Raw genomic sequence first — 22,803 nt, 5'->3', positions numbered from 1 at the left:
GTGGGCAGGTGCGAGGCCCGGCGCAACTCAGATGGATCGATGAATCGATCGCGCCGCCTCGTGTTGCACCCCTGGAGTGCCGGGCCGGCATATTAAATTAGGTGGCCAAGAGAATAATTAATTCATCGCGCCGCCCGATTTAAGCCGCATCGGGGCCGTTGTCGCCGCTAAGGCTCAAGCGGGGGTGGGGCGCACCCGGGAGTTTTCGATGTCCGGTCAATTGCGATTGTACTTCGCCAGTTTGGTCCTTGTCGGAGGTTTTTCGGCGGCGCCCGCGTCTTCCAATCCTGTTGCCGACTTCTTCAATACTGCTACGTCCCAACCCACGGTAACCCCTCCGCCGCAAGCCGAATGCGTGCCGCGTCCCGGTACCGCGACCAGTGGTGGACAGCATTGGGTCTACCGAACGGACGGTCGCCGCAAATGCTGGTTCCTGGCCGAGGGCATCGCGAGGGTGAAGAAGCCCATTCGGGCTCGCGTGGCCAAAGACCGCAGCGCCAGTTTGGACGAAAACGGGACCACGCAGACCAGGCGGAGCGCGGTCGTTGATGCGCGCGCGGAGTTGCTGCGCTCCGCACCGCCCGAGCGATCTCAGACGCCTGTGCCCGAAATGCACGTAGCAGATGCCGCTTCCGATCCTGGCACGGGCCCCACCCTGATGTCGGCGACCCCCATCGTGAATCTTGCCAGCAACCAGCTCACGCCCGAACACTCCGTGCCGGGCCAAGTCGACGCTGGGCAGCTTCTCGCCGCCGCGCCCGCCGACCCACCTCAAGATATGCCGCTGGGCGCGCGCACTGCAGAGGCGCACGGCGAAGCGCGCAGCTGGACGGCCTGGTTCGGTGTGCTGCTGATGACGCTTGGTGGTCTCTCGCTTTTAAGCTCGAACCGCACGCTTCGGCACGCAGTGAGATTACGCCACTGAGGTAGTACAAGGTACTGCCGGCCGCGCGACCGAGGGATTGCACGAGCAGGTATAGCCGAACTGCCACACGTACCAAGGTTCCGTGTGTCGTCACTTAGTTTTACACTGTCCTAGACGGACATTCGAGTATGATGACGGTCGCCTTTTGGATCGGACTGCATCATGCGGTACAAGGTGTTCGTGGTGGACGGCAGCCGGCAAGTAATCTGCACAGCAAAGCTCGACTGCATTGACGAGCAGGCGGCGAGACGCCGAGCCGAGCAAATGCATGAAGAGCACGACGTTGAGCTTTGGGAAGGCGATCGACTCGTTGCGGTGTTCCGAAGTGCAACATCGCATGAAAGTCGGAGCTAACGCGCGATCCTGAATAGGTTGGCCGATCTCGCCGCCGAGTTAGTTAAAGCGTTGTGAGGCACCCCGCCTGGCTGGTTGGCGACATGTCTCAGCGACGTCATAGCCGAGGCTCGCTACTGCCGGGATGAAGGCGCCCAGTCTCTTTCAAGATAGTGGCAGATGCCAGGAACGCGGGCAATCCGTGCATCGAATCGCGCGAGTGAGCCAACGCGGGTCAACCTTCGGACCCGGCGGGGGTCTCTAACCGGCTCTTGCTCTGCCGCTCGCTTTGATACGCCGTCTTCTGCCGATTGTTTTTGCTTCTACATGTCGGAGCTTACTTCGAAGCTTCTCCACCTCTCTAAGCTCAGCCAGAAGCGCCTGATGCCGTTCGCTCAGAACAGCACTCGAAAAAAATCGACGCGTACTCGACATCACATGCCTCAGAAAATGACTTGAAGTAAGAAGTCGACGAAAAGCGAAAGACACAAAGAACGCTCGACCGAAGCTCAATGAGCTAAAGCCGCAGCCGCCAGATGCTCCCAGTACTCTGCCTCTGCAAGCAGTTTCCAGCTTCTCTCAGGTTGGAGTGCGGCAGTCTGTCGGCAAAGCAACGCCATTGCGCGAAAGCGGCGGGCAGCTTCCATTCCAACCTCCCATGTTTTCTTTTCCCCAACATATTTTTCAATTTTGCGATGGAGTCATCATGATTATATACGATAATCAAATATATCATTTAATGGCAGGTCGATTTGACCGACTTCCCGAGTCAAGCGGGAACTGGTTTCGGTTTAAGCTTCACATGGATTTCGAATGCGCCTTGCCGCGCCCTTTTGCGCGTTAAAGCGAACGAGAAAGCGTGCGCGGGGCAGCACCAGGTGATGCGAAGCTTCGTGCGCGAGCATCGCAATGTCAGAAATCCCAACCGAGGGCTCTTCACGCCGCACCCAGGGCACGTGCGCCGGCTACCGAGCCATGACCCGGTCATTGGATGCGTCAGCGGTCTGGCGACGCGCCTCGCTCTTAACGCACAATGCCGCCAACGGCTCGGTGAATGGCCTTACGTTCTGAACAACGGGGCCGCCCAGTACCTCGCTGCGGACCAGGCGATCACCGAGAGCTTCCCGGTGACGATCAATGGCGGCCACGGCCCGACAGATAGCCAGACGGTGACTGTCACGATCACACACAAACGATGCGGCCACGGTCTCTTCCGAGGCGAAGTCCGTCACCGAGGGCAATGCCGCGGCGGCGCTCAATACCACCGGGCAGCTCAGCATCACTGACCCGGATGCGGGCGAAGCCCATGTCGTGGCGCAGAGCAATGCGCACGGCAGCTACGGCGACTTCAGCATCGACGCCACTGACAGGTTGCTGCAGCGCGATAGCTGTTGCCGTCACATTATTCTCGAAGCTCAGAATAACAAAATTATACCCTTGGTCACCCGTACTATTCCGGTGAATCTTTGCCGACCCTTGGCCGGCGCCCTCCGCGGGGTTCGATTGCGGAGTCTGCCATCATCTTCATATTTCGACGTTTTTGCCGGTTTATGGATTCTCACGGTGGCTTGTTTCGCGCGCGATTAACTCAGAAAGGTCATTAATATATTAAATGTTGACGATAATAAACATTTAATGGATAGTTTTATCGCTGGCGGGGCCGGACATAAATCCGCGGCCGCTGGAAGTTGCCGAGGTGTCTGCAAATTCATCTTGAAAGAAGGGATTCTTCCTATGTTGCATCATTTCATCGAGACCAAGGAAGCGTTGAAGCGTCTGCGGACGGACCAGGACGGCGTGGTGTCATTCGAGTACATCATCGTCGCGGTTTGCATCGTTGGCGCAGTGGGTGCCGTGTTCGGCGGTGGAGCCGGCGGGCAGATTGGGGCGGCGCTGACCACCGGGATCACCGCAATCACCACCGCTTTCGCTACCGCGATCGCTGGCTGATACAGCCATTTTGGCGCCAGAGGGGGGCAATCCAGCTGCCCCCCTCCCGCAGGAGTGCTCCCGCCAGTTTGCCTTCCACTTTTTTGAAACGTGCATTTCATGAGTTGGATTGCTCCCACAGCCTCGATCCTGGAAATCCTTTTGTTGCTCTATGTCGCAACGATGGACGTTGCGACCCGCTTGATCCGAAACGAATTTTGTCTTGCGCTGGCGCTCCTCGGGATCGCCGGTCAATTGCCCAGCCCGATTCAAGTCGCTGTGTCGCTGATCACAGCCGCGATCCTGTTTCTGCTGCTTTTTGTCCTATACGCGCGCGGAGGAATTGGTGGCGGCGATGTCAAGCTGCTGGTTGCCCTGGCGGTTGGTCTCCCGCCGAGCGGCGTGATGCAGTTGCTGACCGTCACCGTGCTGGCCGGCGGCGTTCTTGCCTTGGTGCATCTGATGATGCGTCACTTGCCATATCCCAGGTTGGCACCCGCCGGATCGTCGCTCGCGCGCCGGATCTACGCGATCGAGCGTTGGCGCCATTTGCGACACGCCCCGCTGCCTTACGGAGCCGCTATCGCCTGCGGCGGTATCTGGACCATTTTGAGCAAAGGATCATGAAATGTCATCCGCGCTGCGTCTGTCGATCATCGTGGTGCTTTTGCTTGCAACCACAGCGTTCGGATTGATCGCCTATAGCATGAACCTGCCGAAGGCGCAGACTCCGGTCCCAGTACAGGTGACAGCGGCGCCCCTCGCGCCGGCGGCGCCGGCGACCGCCGGGTACTTTGTCGCGGCACGACCATTGCCGAGGGGGACGTTGGCCCGCGAAGAGGATTTCGCCGTCCGCTCGGTGCCACCGGAGCGCGTTCCCCAAGGGGCTATCCTTGAAAACCCCGAGTCCAAGGCCGGACTTCCCGGTTCACTCATCCGCAACTTCGTCGAAGCGGGCAGTCCCGTTACGTTGCAGGACATCCTGCGTCCGCGGGATCGAGGTTTCCTCGCCAGTGTCCTGGCGCCAGACAGCCGTGCCATCAGCATCAAGGTTGACGAGGAGGCCGGTGTCTCGGGCCTCATCAGGCCAGGCGATCACGTCGACGTCGTGTTGACCCAGGTCTTCGAGAAAGTCGATACCGCGCGCCGCGCCCTCAGCGAAACCGTTCTGCGTAATGTTCGAGTCATCGCGATTGATCAGGAGATCGTGCAGGGCGCGCGACCCATCAGCGGGATGGCAGGTAAGCAAACCCAGACCGTGTCACTGGAGCTTACGCAGGTGCAGGTCAAGAAAGTCACTGTCGCAAAGCAGCTCGGGACGCTCTCCTTGGCCGTGCGCGCAGCAGTCGATCAGTGGGACAAGGCAGACACCGGCGCGATGTCGAGCTGTGATGTGTCGCCTGAACTTGCCCGCCAGTATGCAATTTCCGCACAGAGAACGGCAGTGGTCGTTCATTCAGGCGGCGAGGTCAAGCAATATACGGTCAGGAAGCAAGAGGAAGACGCTCTCGTCAGCTGCGACGGTGCATCGGAAACTGTACGCCCGACTGCGACGGCGGCGGGTTACGATAACAGGTTGTCGGAGAAACGGTGATGAACATTGCCATAGCCACCCCGCCTGAAGAATCGACGTCGATCGTCACGCGTAACCGCATCATCGGCTTCGTAAACGATGAACTCAGCGCCGCGGCGTTGCGCAAGGGCCTCGAGGGTGCCAATCTCTCGATCAGGCGCGGCACGATCCGCAATGCCATACGGATGCTCGAAACCGACACGGATCTGTTCGCGCTGGTGGTAGACATCAGTGGCATCGATGATCCCTTTACTGAACTGGAAAGACTGGCCGGCGTCTGTCCGCCCGATGTCCGCGTAGCCGTGATCGGCGACAACCGGGAGATCACCTTCTACCGTGAGCTCCTGGAACTCGGCTTGACCGAGTATCTGCCGCGGCCGCTCACGCGCGATCTGGTGTTGGACAAGCTGCGCCCCAAGCTTCTCGGCGACGTCGCAGCCAACCAGATCGATCGTGGCGGGCACGTGGTCTCGATCTGCGGGGCGCAGGGCGGCGCCGGTGCCACAAGCATCGCGATCAATCTGGCGCTGCAGCTTGCCGAGACAACCAAGGCGAAGGTGGCCCTGCTTGATCTTCATCTGCAGGGCGGCGAAGCCGCCGTGATGCTGGGTGTTCGTCCCGGGCCGGGGCTGCGTATCGCTCTGGAAAATCCGACGCGGGCGGACACACTCTTCCTCGAGCGCGCGGCAATCGAGGTCAACGAAAGGGTTTGCCTGGTCTCGGCCGACGAGGACCTCGATGCGCAGCTCGAAATTACGGAAGCTGGCATACGACACGTGCTGGGTCTGCTGCGTCAACGGTTCAACTACATCGTCGTCGATGTACCCGTCCCATTTCCGCCGTCGATCTATCCCGTGATTGCGCTTTCCCGTCATGTGATGGTGCTGCTCGAATCCGAGGTGACCGGACTTCGCAATGCCCATGCGCTACGCTCCGCCGTGATCAACATCGCGGGCAAGGACCGGGTCTTTACCTTGCTCAACCGGGCCGGTCGTCCCGGGGGCCTTCCGAGGGCGGCGGTTGTCAAGGCCTTGGGTGCAGAGCCCGATATCGTCGTTCCCGATCTCGGCAAGGGCATGACCGAGGCGCTCAATCTCGGAATTCCAGCTCTGAAACACGTCAGAAAATTGCGGCGTCACCTGGCACCGATCGTGCGGGAGATCAGCGGTGTCGCTGCCGAGCGGGTTAGCTGGTGGAGGAGGGTGCTCACAGCACATCTGCGATGAAGAAGTTTGGTAGGCGCGAAGACGACGCACCAGCTCACGTATCTGCATTGGCGGCAGGCCTCCCTGCATCTGCGATAGGCTTGCCTTTGCCGTCGCCCAGCGCGGCTGCATCCGCACCGAGCGTGCCGTCACCTGCGCCAAGGCGCGACGAACCAGCGATCCACCAACCCGTCATCCCGCCTTCGCTGCGTGAGCGGGTGATTGAGCAGATCGAGCCATCGGTGGCCGCAACCGTCTCGCGGGAAGTTCTCCGGCGACAGATTGAAGAGATCATCCATCACATTGCCAACCAGGAACGGCTCGAACTGTCGGGCCGCGAGCAGCTGCAGCTCGCGGACGAAATTGCCGACGACATGACAGGTTACGGGCCGCTCCGTCCGCTACTGCTGGACCAATCGATCAGCGATATCATGGTGAACGGTCCAAGCAATATCTACGTGGAGCGAAGCGGCAGGCTGGAACGAGTCGCGGTGCGCTTCCGCGACAATGACCACATCGCCTCCGTCGCCCAGAAGATTGCCGCGCAGGTTGGTCGGCGCGTCGACGAATCCAGTCCGATGGTGGATTGTCGCCTGCTGGACGGCAGCCGGGTCAACATCATCCTCCCGCCGCTGGCGATCCATAGTCCGTGCATTTCCATCCGAAAATTTCCAAGCCGCCGGTTGGACATCGCCGGATTGATTGAAAACGGCTCGATGACCGCGGCCATCGGACAATTGCTGGAGATCGCCGCCCGCTCGCGGCTCAATGTTCTGGTCTCCGGCGGCACCGGATCCGGCAAGACGACGCTCCTGAACGCGATGAGTCAGTTCATCGATCTCACCGAACGTATTGTCACGATCGAGGACGCGGCGGAGTTGCAGCTTCAGCAGCCGCACGTGATCAGCCTGGAGACCCGGCCTCCCAGCCTCGAGGGCACAGGTCAGGTGACACAACGCGATCTGCTGGTGAATGCCCTGCGCATGCGTCCCGACCGGATCGTCGTTGGCGAGGTGCGCAGTGCCGAAGCATTCGACATGCTGCAGGCGATGAACACCGGCCATGATGGTTCGATCTCCACGGTACACGCGAATAGTACCCGGGATGCCCTGACCCGCATCGAAAACATGGTGCAGATGGGACAGGTCAATCTTCCGTCGCGCGCCATTCGAAGTCAGATCGTCGCTGCGCTGGATCTCATCGTGCAGGTCGAACGCATGCGAGACGGACAGCGCCGCATCGTTCAGATCAGCGAGGTGATCGGCCTTGAAGGGGAGGTGATCACCACCAATGACATCGCAGCCTTCGAGTATCAGGATGAGGATGTGAACGGGCGGATATCGGGCAGCTATAAGTCCAATCTTGCAACCCCGAAGTTCAAGAGCCGTCTCGTCTATTTCGGGCTAGATGGGGCTTGGGCCGAGGCCATGAGGCAAATATGACGCTGGAGTCCGTGATCGTCACTGTTCTGGCGCTCGCGATGTGCGCAGCGGCCGTTTCGTTGTGGCTCGACGCTCGGGAAAGACGCATCAATCGCCGGTTGGCGGTTGCTCTGCCAACGTCGCATCCGGCTAACCTGCCATCCATTCGCCGCTTGGAGAGCGGGTCCCAGGATCAGTTTCTCAATCGGCTGTCCAACTACAATCCCGATATACCTTACACGTTGCATCCGGCCTATGTGCTGCTTGCCGGTGCATTCGGAGCAGCAGCGATCCTTTATGCGAACAGCCAGCTGGGATATTCCATTGTCTACGCGTCCATTGTCGCCGCAATCGCGGCCCTCATTGTGATACGAGGCCTGTTCGGATGGCAGCAACGTCGCTTCGCTCTTCAGCTTTTTCGACAGCTGCCTGATGCGATCCAGTTGGTGACAAGTACCGTGCGATCGGGTCTGCCTGTGCACGAGGCATTTCGTGCCCTCGCGCGCGATATGCCGCAGCCAACGGCCGGGCAGTTTGCCATCGTATGCAGCGAAGTGAATCTGGGAAGACCTGCAGAGGAAGCTATCCAAGCCGTCTATCGGCGAACGCAGGTGGCGGAGTATGCGATCTTTGCGGTGACACTTGCCGTCCAGTTGAAGTCCGGTGGCAGCCTGGCCGAGACCTTGCAGAACCTGGGAGACACTGTCAGGCAACGTGTTGCGCTGGCCGCTCGCGCCAAGGCGCTGGCTGGAGAGGTGATCTTTTCCTCACGAGCGCTGACAGTCTCGCCCTTGATCGCGGGTGGGGTCCTGTACGCAGCCAATCCGCAAACGGTTGATCTGTTGTTCACCGATCCGGTTGGAAACAAGCTGCTGGCTTACGCAGTCCTTTCGGTGCTTGTCGGAGCCCTGGTGATAAGTTGGATGGTCAGAAGGGAAACAGAACTATGACCCCTGGTCTCAGTCTGGTGGCCCTCGCAGTCGTGGCTGCGACCGCGTCCTGCATGTTGATTATCCGCGAAATACACATTCGTACATTGGACGCCCGGGTATCAAACGCCGTGATGGGCGTTGCTGGCCGGTCTGCACCCTTCCAGGATTTGACCGGTTGGTTTTCGTCACTCGGCATGCGGTATCGTCGCTTCTACGCTGAGGAAAATCTGGATCAGCTACGAACCATCCTTCAATCGTCAGGTTTCAATCATCATCGAGCCTTGCCGACCTGGATCGGTGTCAAAGCCGTCAGCATGGCGCTATGCCCGATCATCGCCGGGTGTGTCGCTCAGCTTTTCGGGAAGGCACTGCTGGATGTGATGGTCTTCACACTTATCGGCTTGGCGATCGGGATTCTAGCGCCGCGATTGATACTGGCGGTACTGAAGCGGCGGTTTGATGCCGCCATTCGACTGGGCACGCCGGACATGATCGATTTGCTGGTTGTGTGCAGCGAAGCGGGAATGGGCCTGGAAAGCGGGCTGGCACGCGTCGCGCAAGAAATGCAAGAGACCAATCCCGCTATAGCCCGGGTCATGAGCGGCCTTCTTGATGATCTGCGGATCCTGCCAAGCCGCAGCGACGCATTCGAGAAACTGGGATCTACATCGGATGGGCTTCGCCGATTCGGAATCATGGTCGGCCAAAGCCTGCAATACGGAACGCCGGTGGGGCAGGCTCTGCGGAGTATCGCCGTCGACCTCCGGCGCGAACGTATTACCAAGCTTGAAGAAAGAGCACACAAGCTGGGCGCCAAGCTGACCATTCCGATGGTGTTGTTCCTGCTTCCAGCCATGTTCGTCATTTTGGGTGGAAGTCCCATTCTGCACCTCGTGCGTTCGTTCGCCAGCTTCGGTAAGTAGCCATGAGCACGATCGCCCTTCCGAAAACGTCCTCTTACGACCGGACAATGCAGCTGTTCGGCGGCATGTGGTTCATGTTGCTGGCGCTTGGCGTGGCGATCAAGATCGGATCATCGGCTCATGATCCTTGGCCGTCGCTCCTGTCGAGTGTTTGCCTCGCTGTCTTTTACGTGCTCCTGGCGCTATTGGTCATCACGCGGCCGCCGGCGAAGGCGCAAGCGAACGGCCGTCTCCCAAGGATAGCGGCGTTCGTCGGCACCTATATGCCCTGGACGATCGCCTTCTTCGGCGAAACCGACAAGGCGTTGCCAAACCTGGCGTCCACCGTGTGCGTGTTGATCGGCATGATCATGATGCTGGTCACCATCCGACATCTTGGCAGGTCGTTCAGTCTGGTGCCACAGGCGCGCAACGTGGTGCAAACGGGTCCGTATCGATGGATCAAGCACCCGCTCTACCTTGCGGAAGAAATCGCCGTGTTGGGTGTGGTGCTGAGAAGCCCGACGCCGCTGACAGCTGTCCTGCTCGTCTTGCATATCGGCGTTCAGGTTTGCCGGATTTATTACGAAGAGGACCTGCTTCGTCGCAACTGCCCGGAATATTCCGGTTACGAAGCATCGCGCTGGAGAGTGATCCCTTACGTTTGGTGAGTTCTGTTCCGGTTGACGACCGGAAGGTGAGTATCGGTCGAGGTCAACTCATGAGCCACAAGAGGTCGTTCGTCGTGGATCAGCGCGGCGCCGTCGCATTTGAGACATTGATCGTCTACCCGGTTTTGGTGGCGTTCCTGCTCATGCCGCTCGCCGACCTGGCTGCTGCGGGCTTCCAGTTTATCTCCGCATGGAGCGCATTGCGCTCCTTCGGGCAGTATGTGCAGTACGCTAATCCGCTCGCCCCTGACGGCACGGTGAGCTGGAAGACAGGGCTACAGACCACAGTCGCTGGTCATGCGATCAGCAACCTTCAGGTTTTGTGCGGAGACGCAGGAGCCACCTGTTCGCCAGGCAATCTGGCTTCTCCCAAGTACATTACATTCTCGACAACCATCACTTTGGCTCCAATTGTGTGGAGAGGGGTGCTGTGTCCCACCACTTGTACCTACACGCTGCCTTACTCAGAACGCTTCCAGTAGGAGGCCCCCATGCGTAGTCTACTCCATTCCCAACGAGGCTCTGTCGCATTCGCAACGGTCATCGCTCTCGTGCCGCTCATCGGAGTAGTCGCACTCGGGGCCGAGGCGGGATCGTGGTACGTCACCCGCCAGCACGCGCAGAACGCCGCCGACTCGGCCGCCTATTCGGCCGCCTTGCGGCTCGCATGCGAGATTGCTGGTGCGACCTGCGATACCCAATCAGTGGATTATCGTGGCAAGGAATTTGCGGCACAGAATGGGTTTTGCAACTCCAGCCCGAACGACAGCACGCCCTATCCTGGCACCACGTGTTCGCCTAGTCTTCCGAGCAGAATCTCGCGGGCCGTGCAGATCGATATCGGCAACTACAATGCGGGCACGTTCACAACGCCACCTGCAGGCATCGGCAATGCCGTTCGCGCCAGGGTCAGCCAGCAACAACCGGCGTACTTGGCGGCCGTGCTGGGTTTGACCACCGTCAACATCCCCGCCCAAGCCATTGCACTGGTGCAGCTGCCAAGCAAGGTGTGCGCCCTAGCGCTTGGACCTGATCCGAACGGTGGAGGCGCGCTTAAACTCGCTGGTGGTCTCAGCAATAACGGAACGGGTTGCCCACTGATGTCTGACTACAGTGTGCAACTCGGCAGCACTCCAACTTTTAACGGTTCGGGATGGGCCCTGTTCGGTGCAACCGGCTGTAAGCCGGCTGGCACCTGCGCAAGCACCAGCGTAACGCACAACTATTTTATGCCTCCTGCGCTGGATCCACTTCTGGGACTGCAGAGTGCTACGTTCAACACGAGGACTGGCACTACCTCGGCCAACAGTACAAAGGTGACATGCCCGGTCACTAATCCAATCACCGGATTACCATATCCCAATGGCAGCAAGTGTTATAACCTTCCGCCCAACGACAGCAGCGGCGCGTATACCGGGAATTTTAACTGGGGCAACCAAGACTACGTGACGTTTACTGGGTCAGGAACCTATTTTTTCTATAATGCATCCATAAATATGACGGGCGCGACCGTCACGGGAACAGCGGTGAACATTGTGTTGCTCGGAAATTCGAGCCTCACGATCAACGGCGGGACCATCACGCTCTCCGCTCTTGCCAGTAACCCGACATACCCTGCGCTGAGTGGGGTTCTGATTGACGATCAATCGACCGGGAGCGTCAACATCAGCGGCAACGGCGGGATTAAGCTTGCGGGCTCGATGTACTTTCCCAAGGCAGATGTCTCGTTCAGCGGAACGACTCAACCTGAGAATACTACCTGCTCGCAAGTGATCGCCAAGACCTTGAGCATGAGCGGTAGCCCCTACTTGAGCACGGATGGATGTGCTCCAACCACCATCATTTACACCCAAGTTGTCGCTTTGGTGCAATGATGAGAAAGCTCGACAATCGCGGTATGGCGCCGTTTGAATTTATCATGGTGTCCGTGGCGCTTTTCACATTGATGTTCGCCATCTTCGATCTCGGGCGCTATGCCATCACGATGCAATCCTTGCGGACGCTCGCGAGTGCTGGCGCCCGTGCGGTCATGATCAGCTGCTATACGCCTGCCTTGCTTCAAAGCCCGCCGCAGTCGCCGGCCGGCTGCACCGGGGATCCCCTGTCCACCGCTGCCAAGCAGAACGCGGCCCCCTTCCTGTTTTTCGGTGGTCTGACGCCAACGCTGACCGTGGGGGCCAACAGCAACAGCTTGAGCGTTACAGCTTCCCAGGCAAACTTCACGATGCTGATGCCCATATGGGGCGCAGCGCTCAATGCGCCGAGCGCCTCCAACCAAATTCCCTTCTAGCACAAATATGGCAGCACGACTGACATGTTTCGCTCGACAGCTTTTCGTGGACGCGGCGTGCGGACCAAACGCGCGGGGGCGGAATTACTCGTTCAGGCGAATCGCCAAGCTGCCACCGACTGTCCTTCGATCGCAAAGCCACGACGAGAGCGCGCGCCAAGAGCGGTTGTGCTGCGGGATAGTTCCCCACAACCAGTGAGAATGATGCGCGCTGGCAACATCGAAGGGTTTTCTTTCTGCTTGCGGCGGTGCGGTAAGTATCTCGTCTTGCAAGCTGCCTGCATGAGGGAGGATGATCTTGGAAACACGAAGTAACGAATTGTAGTGGGACAGATTGTAAGCTCTGCGACGTGGTGCGCAGAGGGGAAATGTTGAGGACGTCGGGCACGTAGATTTGCGGGGATCTCCGTGGATCGCAGTGGGGGGACTGGGGATGAGTGGCGATCGCGTATCGGGTAACAGGGCCGGGAGGCTTCTCGCCTTCGGCGTGATGGGTCTGGGCGCGGCACTCGCCTCCTCTGGGTTCGCCGACCGCGCGGCGGCTGCAGACCGGCGGGGCTCCTCCGGTGGCGTCATCGTCAGCGAGATGAATGACGTCCAGCGGGTCAAGCTCGTCGTCAACAAGTCACGTACCTTCAAGGTCGACACGGCCTTTGCGACGATCGTGGCGGGTTCGTCTGACATCGTCGACGTGAAGTCGCTGAGCGATCATCTCATCTACGTGCAGGGCAAGCAGACCGGCACCACCAATGTCATCCTGTTCGACAGCTCGATGAAGCAGATCGGGATCCTCGACGTCGAGGTCGTGATCGATACCGGCAATCTACAGCAGAACATCCGGACCAGCACCGGCGGGCAGGGTATCCGCGTGTCGGCTTCCGAGGGCCAGGTGGTGCTCAGCGGGGTCGCCGCCGACGCAGTTACGGCCGAGCGGGCCATGGCGATCGCCACAAGCACGGTCGCGAAAGGGGGCGTCGTCGTTAACGCGATGAGCGTCGCGGCGCCGCAACAGGTGATGCTCGAGGTGCGCTTTCTAGAGGTGAGCCGGGAGGCTGGACGCAACCTGGGCGTCAATCTGTACGCGGCGAATGCCAATGGTACCAACGTCGGCAATACCGGTCTTGGTTCAACCACGGCCGTCGGGCGGGCACCCATCGGTGGCGTCAATAGTCTCACTAGGGTACCCACCACCGGCGGCACCAGTAACCTTAGCGCCAGCAGCACTCCTGTTGGCGCCAATCCTGCTGGCAGCCTTCCGATACTCGGAACACTCGGGACGCTCGCCGGTACTGCGGGAGGCATTGCGCCGGCGCCGTTCGGAAGCTTGTTGACCAGCATTATCAGGACCAGCAGCGGGGGCTCGGTGGACCTGTTGATCTCGGCGCTGGAAACCAAAGGATTGGCACGCCGGCTGGCGGAGCCAAATCTGACCACGCTGTCCGGCGATGCCGCCCGCTTTCTCGCCGGCGGCGAGTTTCCAGTGCCGATACCGACCCAGACGCAGAACGGCTTTCCCACCATCACAATTGACTACAAGAAGTTCGGTGTTGAGCTCGCCTTCGTCCCCACTGTGCTCTCGCGCGGTGTGATCAATCTTCGCGTCGAGCCGTCGGTCAGCGAACTTGATTTCGCCAACGCTGTGACGATCCAGGGGACGACCGTTCCTGCGCTGACCCGCCGCGACGCGCGAACCACGGTTGAGTTGCGCGATGGCCAGAGCTTTGCCATCGCCGGCCTGTTGCAGACCCGCAATCGCCAGGACGTCTCGCAGTTGCCTTGGATCGGCTCGGTGCCGGTGATTGGAAGCCTGTTCAGCAGCAAATCGTATCAGCAGGAAGAAACCGATCTGGTGATCATCGTGACGCCGCGTTTGGTCGCGCCGGCGGCACCCGGTCAGCAACTGGCATCGCCACTCGACTCCCGCCTGCCGGCCAACGACGTCGATTTCTTCCTCAATGGTCAGATGGAAGTCCGCAAGCGGTACAATGACTACGTCAATTCGGGAGGCGAGGTGAAGGGGCCGTATGGCCACATCATCGCGCCTGAAGTCCGGACCCCCGTCGTCGTCCCGGCCGCGAGTGCCGATCAGACGGTCGTCAAAACTCTAAACTAGAGGACGCGCGAGATGACGATCAGGTATCTGGCTCTGTTTGCGCCCTTCCTCCTCGGGGGATGTTACGGCGTCGCCGGTCATGACGAGGTAGACCGCTACTTTCAGCGTTCCGACAGCATCACGATGACTGCCGGTGATGCGAAGCAGGTCAACGCCGTGACCCATACAATTCATCCATGGCCGCGATACGTCGGTGATCGCCGGATTGCATACGACGCTCGACGTGTGGGCTCGGCCGTGACGCGTTACGGCAACCAGCAACAGCCGGTGGATCAGCTTCCCGACATGGGCGATCCGACGAAACTCATGGGCCAGCGGCCTCCGGTCACGCAGAATGTCAACGTAACTGGATTGGGTGCGGGAGCATCGGCGGGAGTATCGGTGCCAGTCGGCGGGGCAGCGGGCAGGTAGCGGCTTCTGGTAAATGAGTTTAGCGACGGGACAGTTGAGTGCGGTGCAGTGCGTCCGCTGGGCCGGGCGGGGGACAAAATTATGCGACGTGCCATTCTACTGCTGACCTGTTGCTGGCTGGCGTCAGGCCTTGCGGCATGTGACTATACCACGAGAGAGGCTGCCATCGTGGCTCCGGTCGAGCCACCGGGTGGGGACCCGGTGCAGGAGCCGACGGACGTCAAGTACTACCCGTCGGACGAGCCTGTGCGGCTGGGCCTGGAGCATTACAATCGCGGCAGTTACGGGCTCTCACAGCGCTATTTCAAGGACGCCGTCGAGAAATCACCCAAGGACGTCACGGCCTGGATTGGTCTCGCAGCGAGCTACGACAAGCTGCGTCGTTTCGACCTGGCCGATCAGGCCTATGCCCAAGCGATCCGGCTGGGAGGCGAAACCGTTCAGATCCTGAATGACCAGGGGTATTCGTACATGCTGCGCGGCAATCTGAGTGCGGCGCGACGGAAGTTCGAGAAGGCTTATTCGCTCGATCCAGGCAATCCGGTCATCGCCAATAACCTCGAGCTTCTCAATGGCAGCCGGCGGTTCATTGAAAGACCACCAAACAACCAGCCTTAAGCGGTCGATCGGCTGCTGCGATCGCGGCCAGTTCTCGTCAGTTTGGCCCAATCACAGCATCAGCGTGACGGCTGCCGCTCCGGATGATGACAACAACGCCATTGCGAACGGTAAATCGCGCGCCGAGCAGTTTCCGCACCTTCTCCGTGATCGGAGAGGGAAAGGGAACGGTTTCTCCCACGACGGGTTCGCCGACCTTTATCGTCTCAGTCGCGGGGCCAGCAACTGGTGCAGGCTTGATATAGTCTCGGATAAGCTGAATCTCTTCACGTGACAGGATGAGCGGAGCCTGGTCAGGTTGGGTCTCCGACAGCGGCTTGGGTGTTCCGCTGCTTGCCTTTTCACGTATCTCATTGGTGCTTGCGATCTGATCGAGCCTGGCTACGCGTAGCTTGAGCGCGATGATGTCACGTTGCAGTGTTGCGATCTCCAATTTGCGCGCGTTGACCTGCATGAAGACGATGATCGCGCAAACGCAGCTCACGATGAAGCCGACGCTCAGCAGTGCGATCAGCCAACGCTCGAAGTTTCCCATCGACCCTCCGGTCGTCCGGGGGAGTTGATCGCGCTGGAGATGGCGCCGCCAGATGCGGCGTCCTCGGTCGATCCAATTGGTAGAGCCCGTTACGCCGGTCGCCGCCTGGCCCGACCCAAAATGCGCAGGCGACGAGGTGGCTTCCTCGCGGGCCGGATCGACGAACGACGTCGTGTCGACTTGCTCAAGCTCTGGATTCTCGGGAACGCGATCCGCCGTCGTCAGATGGGCGGCAGGATGGAAGGGATCCATCTGCTTATCGAGCCGGCCCATCTCCGCTCTCCATGCAGCCATCTATCAACTTCAGCAGTTCCGCCGACGCGGCTAGAATAGGGTACCCGAGGATTCGATCAATCGAAACGGAAAAGGCTCTAAGCCGCGGAGCCGCTCGAAGGGTAGCTTCAAGAGATAGGGTGCCAACTCGATGCCAGGGTTCACCCGCGCGGATGCTCCGACCACGCAGAACTCGGCAACCACCCTCGCATAGTAAGCACAACCATAAGTGGTAGAATGCCCGCTCTCTTGAAAAGCCGGAATGCGGGCGTCGGCCGCCAGAAGAGATTCAAATCCGACGGAGAATCGCACAGGATCAACGTCCACTTGCCGCCAGCGGCGCGACACGGCTATGGGGCAGGGCCACCGAAAATTGCCTAGGTGACCACGTCCGGCAAGTGGATTGGTGGATTGCCAATCCTTGATTGAAGTTGATTGATACCCTAATACCGTTGCTGACAGGCAACACAGGTGCGGACCGGTGCGGACGATCATTGCTGACGATCACGCGATCATGCGGGAAGGTCTGAAGCAGCTCCTGTCGACCGTCGACGATCTTATTGTCAGCGGAGAGGCGGCGGACGCAGAGGCTGTTCATCGGCTGCTGAACGAAAACTCCGCCGATCTTCTCATCCTTGATCTCGGCATGCCGGGTGTGAGCGGCTTTCAATTCATAGCTCACCTGAGAACCGTTTGGCCGGAGCTGCAGGTTCTTGTCCTCACCGCCAATGTCGAGCCGCGTTCCGTTCGAGCAGCTTTTTCCGCGGGCGCGAGCGGCTATTTGACCAAGAGCGGCGATCCCTCCGAACTTATCACTGCGATCGATGCCATCAGAAAAGGCAACCTCTATGTTGCGGAGGAGGTTCGCTTCGCAGTGGACCACCATGACGGCCCGAACGAAATCCCGGAGCCGATCGCCGCGATCGTATCTCCGGTTGCGCTGACAAGGCGTGAGCGGCAAATCCTGGCGATGATCCCTCACGGCGCCACCAACCGCGATATCGCCAGCCGTCTCGGCATCAGCCCGCTCACCGCCCGGAAACATCGCGAAAATCTCATGCGGAAGCTTGACCTGCACAATGGCGCTGAGTTGACCGCCTACGCGGTTCGTCTCGGCCTTCCTGCGGGTTAGCGCAACGGCAACTCGCAAACGAAGCCGCCGCACCGGCCGGCGCGCGGAGAGGTCTCGATGCAAGAGGACAAGATACGCGAGGCGCTCGTTGAACTCCTGTATCGCAATTCCTATGGGGTCGTGGCTTCCAACGTCGTCATCTCCCTAGCGGCAGCGTCCGTGCTGAGGAGCGCGGTGCCGGCAAGCTGGTTGATCGGATGGCTCGGCGCGGTGTATGTGCTCACCGCCATACGCGTCCTGGCGGCGCGCCGGTTCTTCAAGCGGGTCAGAGAGCCGACCTCAGTGTTGCGATGGGCTTGGCTTGCGGCTGCGTTTTCCTGTGTGTCGGGCCTGCTGTGGGGAATGCTTGGTTGGGTTGGCTTCCGTCCCGAGGAGCCCATTCTTTTTTCATTCACTGCTGTTGTCTTGACCGGTCTGATCTGCGGCACGGTTCCGTCGCTCTCGGCCTTTCCGCCAGCCTTGGTCGGCTCGATCGTCGCAACGATGCTGCCCTTCACGGTACGCTCGATCACCAATGGAGGCGATATTTCCGGCGCATATCTCGCCCTGCTCGCCGGGCTTTTGACCATCAATCTCTATTACTGCCGTACGACGTACCGCATGCTGCATGAGAGCATCAGGTTGCGCCTGGAAAATGTCGAGCTCGTTAGCCACCTCCAGGAAGAACGCGACCGCGCACAAGCCGCGGACCGCGCTAAAACGCGTTTCCTCGCGGCGGCCAGTCATGACCTGCGTCAGCCGATCCATGCCTTGAGTCTTCTGATTGCCACGCTGGCGGCGCTGGGCCACCGCGGCGTTGTCCAGTCCGGCGATGCACGCGATCTGGCAGGCAAGGCAAAATCCATCGTCGGAAATCTCAGCGCCCTTCTGAACGGACTGCTCGACATCTCCCGTCTTGATGCCGGCGTCGTCACTGTTGCGATGGAGACGGTGAATCTGTCCCAGCTTTTCAACCAGCTCAGCAATGAATTCGCTCCCGAAGCGAAGGATCGCGGCCTGGATTGGCGTGTCGTTGAAAGCCGTCTCCAGGTGGACAGCGATCCCATGATGATGAAACGGGTCCTGGGCAATCTGCTGTCGAACGCCTTTCGATACACGAGGTCCGGTGGCGTTCTGCTCGGTTGCCGCAGGCGCGGTGCCTCGGTGGAAATCCAGATATGGGATACCGGCCCCGGCATTCCCGCAGATCAGCAAGCGATGATCTTCGAGGAATTCGTGCAGTTGCAGAACCCGGCGAGGGATCGCACCCAAGGCCTTGGCCTTGGCCTCGCCATCGTTCGCCGCACCGCCGCACTGCTGCAACATCCGCTGAAGCTGGTTTCCGTCGTCGATCGCGGTTCGATGTTTTCCGTTACGGTTCCGCAAGCCAGTGCAGTGGCGCCTCCCTTGCCCGATCACAGCGCGCCACCTGCAGATATCGCCATCAGCATCATGGTCGTGGAAGACGAGGGGGATGTTCTCGACGTCATGGTGCGGCTGCTCACGCTGCAGGGCCATCGGGTCTATGCCGGCCGGTCTGCAGCCGAGGTGCAACAGATTCATGCGGAGGCAATGGCGACCGGCGATGCGCCGGTCGATCTGATTGTGACCGACTACCGCCTCGGAGGTGGTGCTACTGGCCAGGACGCAATCGAGGCTCTTTGCGCCTATATCGGCCGCTCCCTGCCTGCCATCATCGTGACCGGCGATACCTCGCCGGCGCGCATCAAGGAAGCCAGCGCCAGCGGTCATCGTATTCTCCACAAGCCGATCGCCGGCGAGCAATTGAATGAAGCGATTGTTGCCGCCTATGTAGATCGCAAGCAATCAATCAAGAGCGGCTGCTAAAAGCACGCGTAGCTTGCTGCCAAAATTGGCGATCAACCGGCCACGGTTGAGGTTGTATCTCCGCGCGGACGCCCACCGCGCCACTACCTGTGGCGACAAAGGTCTTTCGGCTTTCCCTTCCAGCCGGGTACGAAATACGACATCTGCCGTATCGCTCGCGGATTGCCCCAGTGATATCCACGTGGATGTCATTGCCGCCGTCGCTGGGTACGGTGCTATTTCGCCCAGCAGCGATAATCAATTTCGAGTTTAAAGCATGACGCTCGAATATGAGAAGCAGACGATGTGTCATCAATCGCGCGATTTAGCTCCCTCAATATCTATTCTCGACAGCAAGGTGCGAAGCGTCCTCAACGATATTCTCGTCTCCCTTCACGTATCGCGGCGCCTTGGAGCGAAACGCGTAATCGGAGAGTATCGGCATTTGCTTGCGAAGGACTGTGCTTCGTTGAATTTTCGGACGCGCACAATGCGTAATCTGGACAGGGGAGTTGCCGATAACCCCCGCGCCCGGCGAGCTGCGCCACCTCTCAAGGCGTGGACAATGGCTGTCCTGGTTGGCTTCGGCATTTTGCACGTCGTCGGAGAACGCACGCTGCATCAGGCGCCGAGTATTCGACCGATCGAGCCGGCAACGGCAGCGATCCAAGGCGACTAGATGGATTGGTTGTTTGTCGTTTGAGTGAGCTCGAACGACCCGACGCTGTCCCGCCATCCACGACGACCAGCATCTTTAGGAAGCGGTGTCATGTCCGACATAGCGGTTTATCTTGTGCTAAGCGGGGCGGTGTTTGCAGGCGCGTTCGTGTCTGGCCTTTCCGGGTTTGCGTTCTCGGCGGTCGCTGGCGCCATCCTGCTACACGTGTTTCCGCCTATCGAAGCTGTGCCGTTGATGATGGCCTGCAGCATCACCGTGCAAGCCGCCAATCTGTATGCTCTCCGCAAGAGCATGCAATGGAGAACCAGCCTGGTTTTCATCGCTGGTGGACTATTAGGCGTTCCGATTGCGATCTATCTCCTGCAGAACGTGGATACAGGTATTTTCAGATTGGGATTTGGAGCGCTCGTGTCGCTTTACGCGGCATACGCCCTGGTGCGGCCGACGGCTGCCTACTTGCGTCAGATGGAGAGCCAGAGCAGGAACGCGCTGGTGGGGTTTGGCGGCGGCCTGGTCGGCGGGTTGACAGCGATGCCTGGCGCACTTCCTGCGATCTGGTGCGATATTCATGGTCTTCCGAAAACGCAGCAGCGCGGCCTGGTTCAACCCTACATCGGGGTCATGCAACTTTTTGCCCTCGCCCTCATGCTTTCGCACCACAGCCTCTCGTTGAAAGTCTTGATCGACCTTGGCATTTCTCTGCCCGCCTTAGCTGCGGGAACGGCTGCAGGTATCGTCTTGTTCGGTAGAATCAACGAAGCAGCCTTCAAACGTATCATCCTTGGCTTGCTGCTGTTTTCGGGACTTTGCCTTGTGATTTAGCAGGACCTCGTGGGAAGGCATGCGAGCTTCTGCGTGCGCGCCGGTCCGGGCCGGCTGCTCATCTGCGCGAGCGCGGAATTGAAGTTGTCGCCGACCTACCGGGTGTGAGCGAAAAGACCGTCAGCCGTCACGTCCACGAAATGTCAGGGCAGTGGCTGGAGTTTCCGCAGCATGGTCGGCGACGGTATCGAGCGAGGAGCGGTGTCCACGGGCCTCATCCCCCGAAGCCATAATAGTCACGCACCACGGTCTCGCGGAGCTTGCCCGGCTCGAAGATCTCGATGACGACCCCGTCGGGTGCGCCGAGCATGAAATAGCCGCCGCCTCCGCCCAGGCGGCGGATGGGATTGGGAATATGCAGGCCGGCGGCCTTCATGCGTTCGTAAAGCTCGTCGATGCCGACGACCTGCATGCCGAGATGATGGACGGCATTCTTGCCCTCGCCGCGTGGCAACTGGTCATAGAGATGCAGGGCGCCGATGCCGACCTTGATGAAGACGTTGCGGGCACCGGCAACGTCGCCATCCCACTTCACCTCGGCATCGAACCACTTTTTGTAGAAGGCGATTGTCGCATCGACGTTGGATGCGAACAGATGTACGTGCTGGAGGTGGTAGCGCTGCTTGGTGCCGTAGGGATACTGCCACTCGTTCTCGGGTGTCGTCATTGTCGTCCTCGGATGTTGAAGTCGGATATCGGGTCAGCGCTTCACGAGCGGGCAGGTGCTCTCGGCCAGCGGAATGGTCACCTCCTGGGCCGGGATCGTGCGGAGGATCTTGTAGAGGTCCCACTCTCCCTTGGAGTCCTTGGGGGCCCTGACTTGGGCGAGGTACATGTCGCGGACGACGCGGCCGTCCTCGCGGATCGTGGCGCCATGCGTGAAGGCGCTCTCGATCCGCGTTGCGCGCATTCTTGCGACGACTTGATTTGCGTCGTCCGACCGGTCGCCTCCACGGCCTGTAGATAGTGACGCACCGCCTCGTAAACGCCGATCTGCATGAAGGTCGGCCGCTGTCCCTTGCGGCCGGGCAATCGGAGCAAGCGCGCGCGACGAGCATCCCGAATACAGCCTCATCCGGCGTTCCCCCATCATTGCTGTGGAGGGTCTGTGTCAGAGCTGGTTCAGGCTGGCAAACGAGGTTTTCGCGGTGTCCCTTGAGTGAAACTCAACTCAATCGTTTGCACGCTTTCGCGAGGATGTCCTGGCCGCCGCCTTGTTGGCGCCCTGTTGCTTGCAGGCGTTGCAGAGCCACGTGGCAAAGGCCGCGACCGCCGGATCGTCCGCCATGCGTTGCTCATATTCGAGCACAAAGTGGCGCCGCGTCGGCCGGACCACGGGATGCGCTCTGGCGAGATTGAGTTGTGCAAGATCCGGAGCGAGCAGGCTCTCGATGGCGATGGCGGCGCCGAGCCCGGCCGCAGCGGCCTCGATCGCGAGCCCCAGGTTTTCAAAGCTGCTTCCGCCGCGGATCGGCACCTTGGTGAGCTGCGCGTGGTCGAGCCAGCGTCGCCAATCGTCTGGCCGCGGCCTGTTGTGCAGCAGCGGAACTGACGCGAAATCCAGCACGCCATCCTTCAACAGAGCTGGCGAGCAGACCGGCACGGTGGCGATCGGCAGCAGAGGCCGGGTGACGAGGCCGGCTCTCGGCTCTCCGTCCGAGACGGCAATGACGGCATCGTAGCGGCTGGCAAGAAGATCAACCGGGTTGGCGCTGGTGTGCAGATCGATCTCCAACTCGGGATGTGCCGCCTTGAGCCCCGGCCATATCGGCAGGAGAAAACGCGACAGGAAGAATCCGTAGACGCCGACGGATAGCCGTCTGAACTGCCGCAGGTGCAGGCCTTCAGCGGCATCCGCAATGCGATCGAGGGCCTCGCGGGTGGAATCGGCGAACGCCTTGCCGGCCGAGGTCAGGACGAGGCCGCGCGATCCCCGCAGGAACAGCGCGGTGCCCATGCGCACCTCGAGTGCGCGGACGTGCCTGCTGACTGCGCCGACCGTCACGTTCAACTCGTCGGCGGCTCGCGTGATCGACAGGTGTCGTGCGGCCGCTTCGAATGCCCGCACGGCATGGAGTGGAGGAAGTCGTCGTGAAGCCATGATGGTGCGCCCCGCGGGATGACCGGGCCTTGAGTTTCGCTCAAGGCGCCCGCCCAAGAAGTCGTTTGCGTGGAGCGCTGTCAAGTCATACCCGAACACTGGCCCGGGGTCCGCCCCGCCCAAGATACGTCC

Annotated in this window: 25 protein-coding genes; 20 read left to right on the top strand and 5 right to left on the bottom strand. The window is 60.1% G+C overall.

The window, feature by feature from the left end:
• The first annotated feature begins 208 nt into the window (after positions 1-208).
• A complete protein-coding gene (locus GGD66_RS09430) occupies positions 209-925 on the top strand; it encodes a hypothetical protein (protein ID WP_183257490.1) in 717 nt (238 codons plus the stop codon).
• 1,515 nt (positions 926-2,440) lie between these two features.
• Here GGD66_RS09430 and GGD66_RS41285 read toward each other — a convergent pair.
• Positions 2,441-2,659, bottom strand: a complete 219-nt coding sequence (locus GGD66_RS41285; protein WP_244550616.1) for a hypothetical protein — start codon at positions 2,657-2,659, stop codon at positions 2,441-2,443.
• Here GGD66_RS41285 and GGD66_RS42350 point away from each other — a divergent pair.
• From GGD66_RS42350 to GGD66_RS09355, 15 genes are all read left to right on the top strand, one after another.
• Entirely contained in the window at positions 2,570-2,845 is a 276-nt protein-coding gene (locus GGD66_RS42350; protein WP_409362357.1) for a hypothetical protein, read from the top strand. The two genes, GGD66_RS41285 and GGD66_RS42350, sit on opposite strands and share 90 nt — an antisense overlap.
• 48 nt (positions 2,846-2,893) lie before the next feature.
• On the top strand, positions 2,894-3,208 hold the full coding sequence (locus GGD66_RS09420) for a hypothetical protein (RefSeq protein WP_244550615.1): 315 nt from the start codon (positions 2,894-2,896) through the stop codon (positions 3,206-3,208).
• A gap of 99 nt (positions 3,209-3,307) precedes the next feature.
• A complete protein-coding gene (locus GGD66_RS09415) occupies positions 3,308-3,814 on the top strand; it encodes a prepilin peptidase (RefSeq protein WP_179735986.1) in 507 nt (168 codons plus the stop codon).
• Between the two features lies 1 nt (position 3,815).
• The gene (cpaB, locus tag GGD66_RS09410; protein ID WP_018318135.1) at positions 3,816-4,781 is read left to right on the top strand and encodes a Flp pilus assembly protein CpaB; all 966 of its coding nucleotides are present in this window, start codon (positions 3,816-3,818) and stop codon (positions 4,779-4,781) included.
• Entirely contained in the window at positions 4,781-5,986 is a 1,206-nt protein-coding gene (locus GGD66_RS09405) for a pilus assembly protein CpaE (RefSeq protein ID WP_183257489.1), read from the top strand. Before cpaB ends, GGD66_RS09405 begins: the two co-directional genes overlap by 1 nt.
• On the top strand, positions 5,983-7,407 hold the full coding sequence (locus tag GGD66_RS09400; RefSeq protein WP_183257488.1) for a CpaF family protein: 1,425 nt from the start codon (positions 5,983-5,985) through the stop codon (positions 7,405-7,407). Before GGD66_RS09405 ends, GGD66_RS09400 begins: the two co-directional genes overlap by 4 nt.
• Positions 7,404-8,336 carry a type II secretion system F family protein gene (locus GGD66_RS09395; RefSeq protein ID WP_183257487.1) on the top strand — a complete coding sequence of 311 codons (933 nt, stop codon included), beginning with the start codon at positions 7,404-7,406 and terminating at the stop codon, positions 8,334-8,336. Before GGD66_RS09400 ends, GGD66_RS09395 begins: the two co-directional genes overlap by 4 nt.
• Positions 8,333-9,241, top strand: coding sequence for a type II secretion system F family protein (locus GGD66_RS09390; protein ID WP_183257486.1), 909 nt, complete (start codon positions 8,333-8,335; stop codon positions 9,239-9,241). Before GGD66_RS09395 ends, GGD66_RS09390 begins: the two co-directional genes overlap by 4 nt.
• 2 nt (positions 9,242-9,243) lie before the next feature.
• Positions 9,244-9,891: an isoprenylcysteine carboxylmethyltransferase family protein gene (locus tag GGD66_RS09385; RefSeq protein ID WP_018318131.1), complete on the top strand. Its 648-nt coding sequence runs from the start codon at positions 9,244-9,246 to the stop codon at positions 9,889-9,891.
• A gap of 50 nt (positions 9,892-9,941) precedes the next feature.
• Complete coding sequence (locus tag GGD66_RS09380) at positions 9,942-10,373, top strand: hypothetical protein (RefSeq protein WP_049814884.1); 432 nt, start codon at positions 9,942-9,944, stop codon at positions 10,371-10,373.
• Positions 10,374-10,382: 9 nt separating this feature from the next.
• The gene (locus GGD66_RS09375) at positions 10,383-11,765 is read left to right on the top strand and encodes a pilus assembly protein TadG-related protein (RefSeq protein WP_183257485.1); all 1,383 of its coding nucleotides are present in this window, start codon (positions 10,383-10,385) and stop codon (positions 11,763-11,765) included.
• Positions 11,762-12,181, top strand: a complete 420-nt coding sequence (locus tag GGD66_RS09370) for a TadE family protein (protein WP_018318128.1) — start codon at positions 11,762-11,764, stop codon at positions 12,179-12,181. Before GGD66_RS09375 ends, GGD66_RS09370 begins: the two co-directional genes overlap by 4 nt.
• A gap of 433 nt (positions 12,182-12,614) precedes the next feature.
• Positions 12,615-14,294: a type II and III secretion system protein family protein gene (locus GGD66_RS09365; protein WP_092253231.1), complete on the top strand. Its 1,680-nt coding sequence runs from the start codon at positions 12,615-12,617 to the stop codon at positions 14,292-14,294.
• A gap of 12 nt (positions 14,295-14,306) precedes the next feature.
• Positions 14,307-14,705, top strand: a complete 399-nt coding sequence (locus GGD66_RS09360) for a hypothetical protein (RefSeq protein WP_092253229.1) — start codon at positions 14,307-14,309, stop codon at positions 14,703-14,705.
• 81 nt (positions 14,706-14,786) lie between these two features.
• Positions 14,787-15,323: a tetratricopeptide repeat protein gene (locus tag GGD66_RS09355; RefSeq protein WP_183257484.1), complete on the top strand. Its 537-nt coding sequence runs from the start codon at positions 14,787-14,789 to the stop codon at positions 15,321-15,323.
• Between the two features lie 37 nt (positions 15,324-15,360).
• Here GGD66_RS09355 and GGD66_RS09350 read toward each other — a convergent pair whose 3' ends face one another.
• Positions 15,361-16,131 carry a hypothetical protein gene (locus tag GGD66_RS09350; protein WP_183257483.1) on the bottom strand — a complete coding sequence of 257 codons (771 nt, stop codon included), beginning with the start codon at positions 16,129-16,131 and terminating at the stop codon, positions 15,361-15,363.
• A 481-nt stretch (positions 16,132-16,612) separates the two neighbouring features.
• Here GGD66_RS09350 and GGD66_RS42170 point away from each other — a divergent pair, with 481 nt between their 5' ends.
• The 4 genes from GGD66_RS42170 to GGD66_RS09330 all read left to right on the top strand — a co-directional run bounded on the left by GGD66_RS42170 (position 16,613) and on the right by GGD66_RS09330 (position 20,570).
• Positions 16,613-17,263 carry a response regulator transcription factor gene (locus tag GGD66_RS42170; RefSeq protein WP_183257482.1) on the top strand — a complete coding sequence of 217 codons (651 nt, stop codon included), beginning with the start codon at positions 16,613-16,615 and terminating at the stop codon, positions 17,261-17,263.
• Between the two features lie 57 nt (positions 17,264-17,320).
• The gene (locus GGD66_RS09340) at positions 17,321-19,090 is read left to right on the top strand and encodes an ATP-binding protein (RefSeq protein WP_183257481.1); all 1,770 of its coding nucleotides are present in this window, start codon (positions 17,321-17,323) and stop codon (positions 19,088-19,090) included.
• Between the two features lie 256 nt (positions 19,091-19,346).
• The gene (locus GGD66_RS09335) at positions 19,347-19,748 is read left to right on the top strand and encodes a hypothetical protein (RefSeq protein ID WP_183235216.1); all 402 of its coding nucleotides are present in this window, start codon (positions 19,347-19,349) and stop codon (positions 19,746-19,748) included.
• A gap of 90 nt (positions 19,749-19,838) precedes the next feature.
• The gene (locus GGD66_RS09330) at positions 19,839-20,570 is read left to right on the top strand and encodes a sulfite exporter TauE/SafE family protein (protein WP_183257480.1); all 732 of its coding nucleotides are present in this window, start codon (positions 19,839-19,841) and stop codon (positions 20,568-20,570) included.
• A 214-nt stretch (positions 20,571-20,784) separates the two neighbouring features.
• Here the strand turns inward: GGD66_RS09330 and GGD66_RS09325 are convergent, their stop codons facing one another.
• The 3 genes from GGD66_RS09325 to GGD66_RS09315 all read right to left on the bottom strand — a co-directional run bounded on the left by GGD66_RS09325 (position 20,785) and on the right by GGD66_RS09315 (position 22,671).
• A complete protein-coding gene (locus GGD66_RS09325) occupies positions 20,785-21,237 on the bottom strand; it encodes a VOC family protein (protein WP_183257479.1) in 453 nt (150 codons plus the stop codon).
• Between the two features lie 33 nt (positions 21,238-21,270).
• Positions 21,271-21,480 carry a hypothetical protein gene (locus GGD66_RS09320; protein ID WP_183257478.1) on the bottom strand — a complete coding sequence of 70 codons (210 nt, stop codon included), beginning with the start codon at positions 21,478-21,480 and terminating at the stop codon, positions 21,271-21,273.
• Between the two features lie 261 nt (positions 21,481-21,741).
• On the bottom strand, positions 21,742-22,671 hold the full coding sequence (locus GGD66_RS09315) for a LysR substrate-binding domain-containing protein (protein WP_183257477.1): 930 nt from the start codon (positions 22,669-22,671) through the stop codon (positions 21,742-21,744).
• Between the last annotated feature and the right edge of the window lie 132 nt (positions 22,672-22,803).

This window comes from Bradyrhizobium sp. CIR48, assembly GCF_014198315.1.
In the GTDB taxonomy this organism is placed as follows: domain Bacteria; phylum Pseudomonadota; class Alphaproteobacteria; order Rhizobiales; family Xanthobacteraceae; genus Bradyrhizobium.
The sequence above is the reverse complement of the archived record's forward strand: the minus strand, read 5'-3'. Positions and strand labels throughout refer to the sequence as shown.

Excerpts from the sequence above, each read along its gene's own strand:
- GGD66_RS09430 (WP_183257490.1), top strand. The coding sequence starts at position 209 with ATGTCCGGTCAATTGCGATTGTACTTCGCCAGTTTGGTCCTTGTCGGA.
- GGD66_RS09420 (WP_244550615.1), top strand. The coding sequence starts at position 2,894 with ATGGATAGTTTTATCGCTGGCGGGGCCGGACATAAATCCGCGGCCGCT.
- GGD66_RS09415 (WP_179735986.1), top strand. The coding sequence starts at position 3,308 with ATGAGTTGGATTGCTCCCACAGCCTCGATCCTGGAAATCCTTTTGTTG.
- cpaB (WP_018318135.1), top strand. The coding sequence starts at position 3,816 with ATGTCATCCGCGCTGCGTCTGTCGATCATCGTGGTGCTTTTGCTTGCA.
- GGD66_RS09405 (WP_183257489.1), top strand. The coding sequence starts at position 4,781 with ATGAACATTGCCATAGCCACCCCGCCTGAAGAATCGACGTCGATCGTC.
- GGD66_RS09400 (WP_183257488.1), top strand. The coding sequence starts at position 5,983 with ATGAAGAAGTTTGGTAGGCGCGAAGACGACGCACCAGCTCACGTATCT.
- GGD66_RS09395 (WP_183257487.1), top strand. The coding sequence starts at position 7,404 with ATGACGCTGGAGTCCGTGATCGTCACTGTTCTGGCGCTCGCGATGTGC.
- GGD66_RS09390 (WP_183257486.1), top strand. The coding sequence starts at position 8,333 with ATGACCCCTGGTCTCAGTCTGGTGGCCCTCGCAGTCGTGGCTGCGACC.
- GGD66_RS09385 (WP_018318131.1), top strand. The coding sequence starts at position 9,244 with ATGAGCACGATCGCCCTTCCGAAAACGTCCTCTTACGACCGGACAATG.
- GGD66_RS09380 (WP_049814884.1), top strand. The coding sequence starts at position 9,942 with ATGAGCCACAAGAGGTCGTTCGTCGTGGATCAGCGCGGCGCCGTCGCA.
- GGD66_RS09375 (WP_183257485.1), top strand. The coding sequence starts at position 10,383 with ATGCGTAGTCTACTCCATTCCCAACGAGGCTCTGTCGCATTCGCAACG.
- GGD66_RS09370 (WP_018318128.1), top strand. The coding sequence starts at position 11,762 with ATGATGAGAAAGCTCGACAATCGCGGTATGGCGCCGTTTGAATTTATC.
- GGD66_RS09365 (WP_092253231.1), top strand. The coding sequence starts at position 12,615 with ATGAGTGGCGATCGCGTATCGGGTAACAGGGCCGGGAGGCTTCTCGCC.
- GGD66_RS09360 (WP_092253229.1), top strand. The coding sequence starts at position 14,307 with ATGACGATCAGGTATCTGGCTCTGTTTGCGCCCTTCCTCCTCGGGGGA.
- GGD66_RS09355 (WP_183257484.1), top strand. The coding sequence starts at position 14,787 with ATGCGACGTGCCATTCTACTGCTGACCTGTTGCTGGCTGGCGTCAGGC.
- GGD66_RS09350 (WP_183257483.1), bottom strand. The coding sequence starts at position 16,131 with ATGGGCCGGCTCGATAAGCAGATGGATCCCTTCCATCCTGCCGCCCAT.
- GGD66_RS09340 (WP_183257481.1), top strand. The coding sequence starts at position 17,321 with ATGCAAGAGGACAAGATACGCGAGGCGCTCGTTGAACTCCTGTATCGC.
- GGD66_RS09335 (WP_183235216.1), top strand. The coding sequence starts at position 19,347 with ATGACGCTCGAATATGAGAAGCAGACGATGTGTCATCAATCGCGCGAT.
- GGD66_RS09330 (WP_183257480.1), top strand. The coding sequence starts at position 19,839 with ATGTCCGACATAGCGGTTTATCTTGTGCTAAGCGGGGCGGTGTTTGCA.
- GGD66_RS09325 (WP_183257479.1), bottom strand. The coding sequence starts at position 21,237 with ATGACGACACCCGAGAACGAGTGGCAGTATCCCTACGGCACCAAGCAG.
- GGD66_RS09320 (WP_183257478.1), bottom strand. The coding sequence starts at position 21,480 with ATGCGCGCAACGCGGATCGAGAGCGCCTTCACGCATGGCGCCACGATC.
- GGD66_RS09315 (WP_183257477.1), bottom strand. The coding sequence starts at position 22,671 with ATGGCTTCACGACGACTTCCTCCACTCCATGCCGTGCGGGCATTCGAA.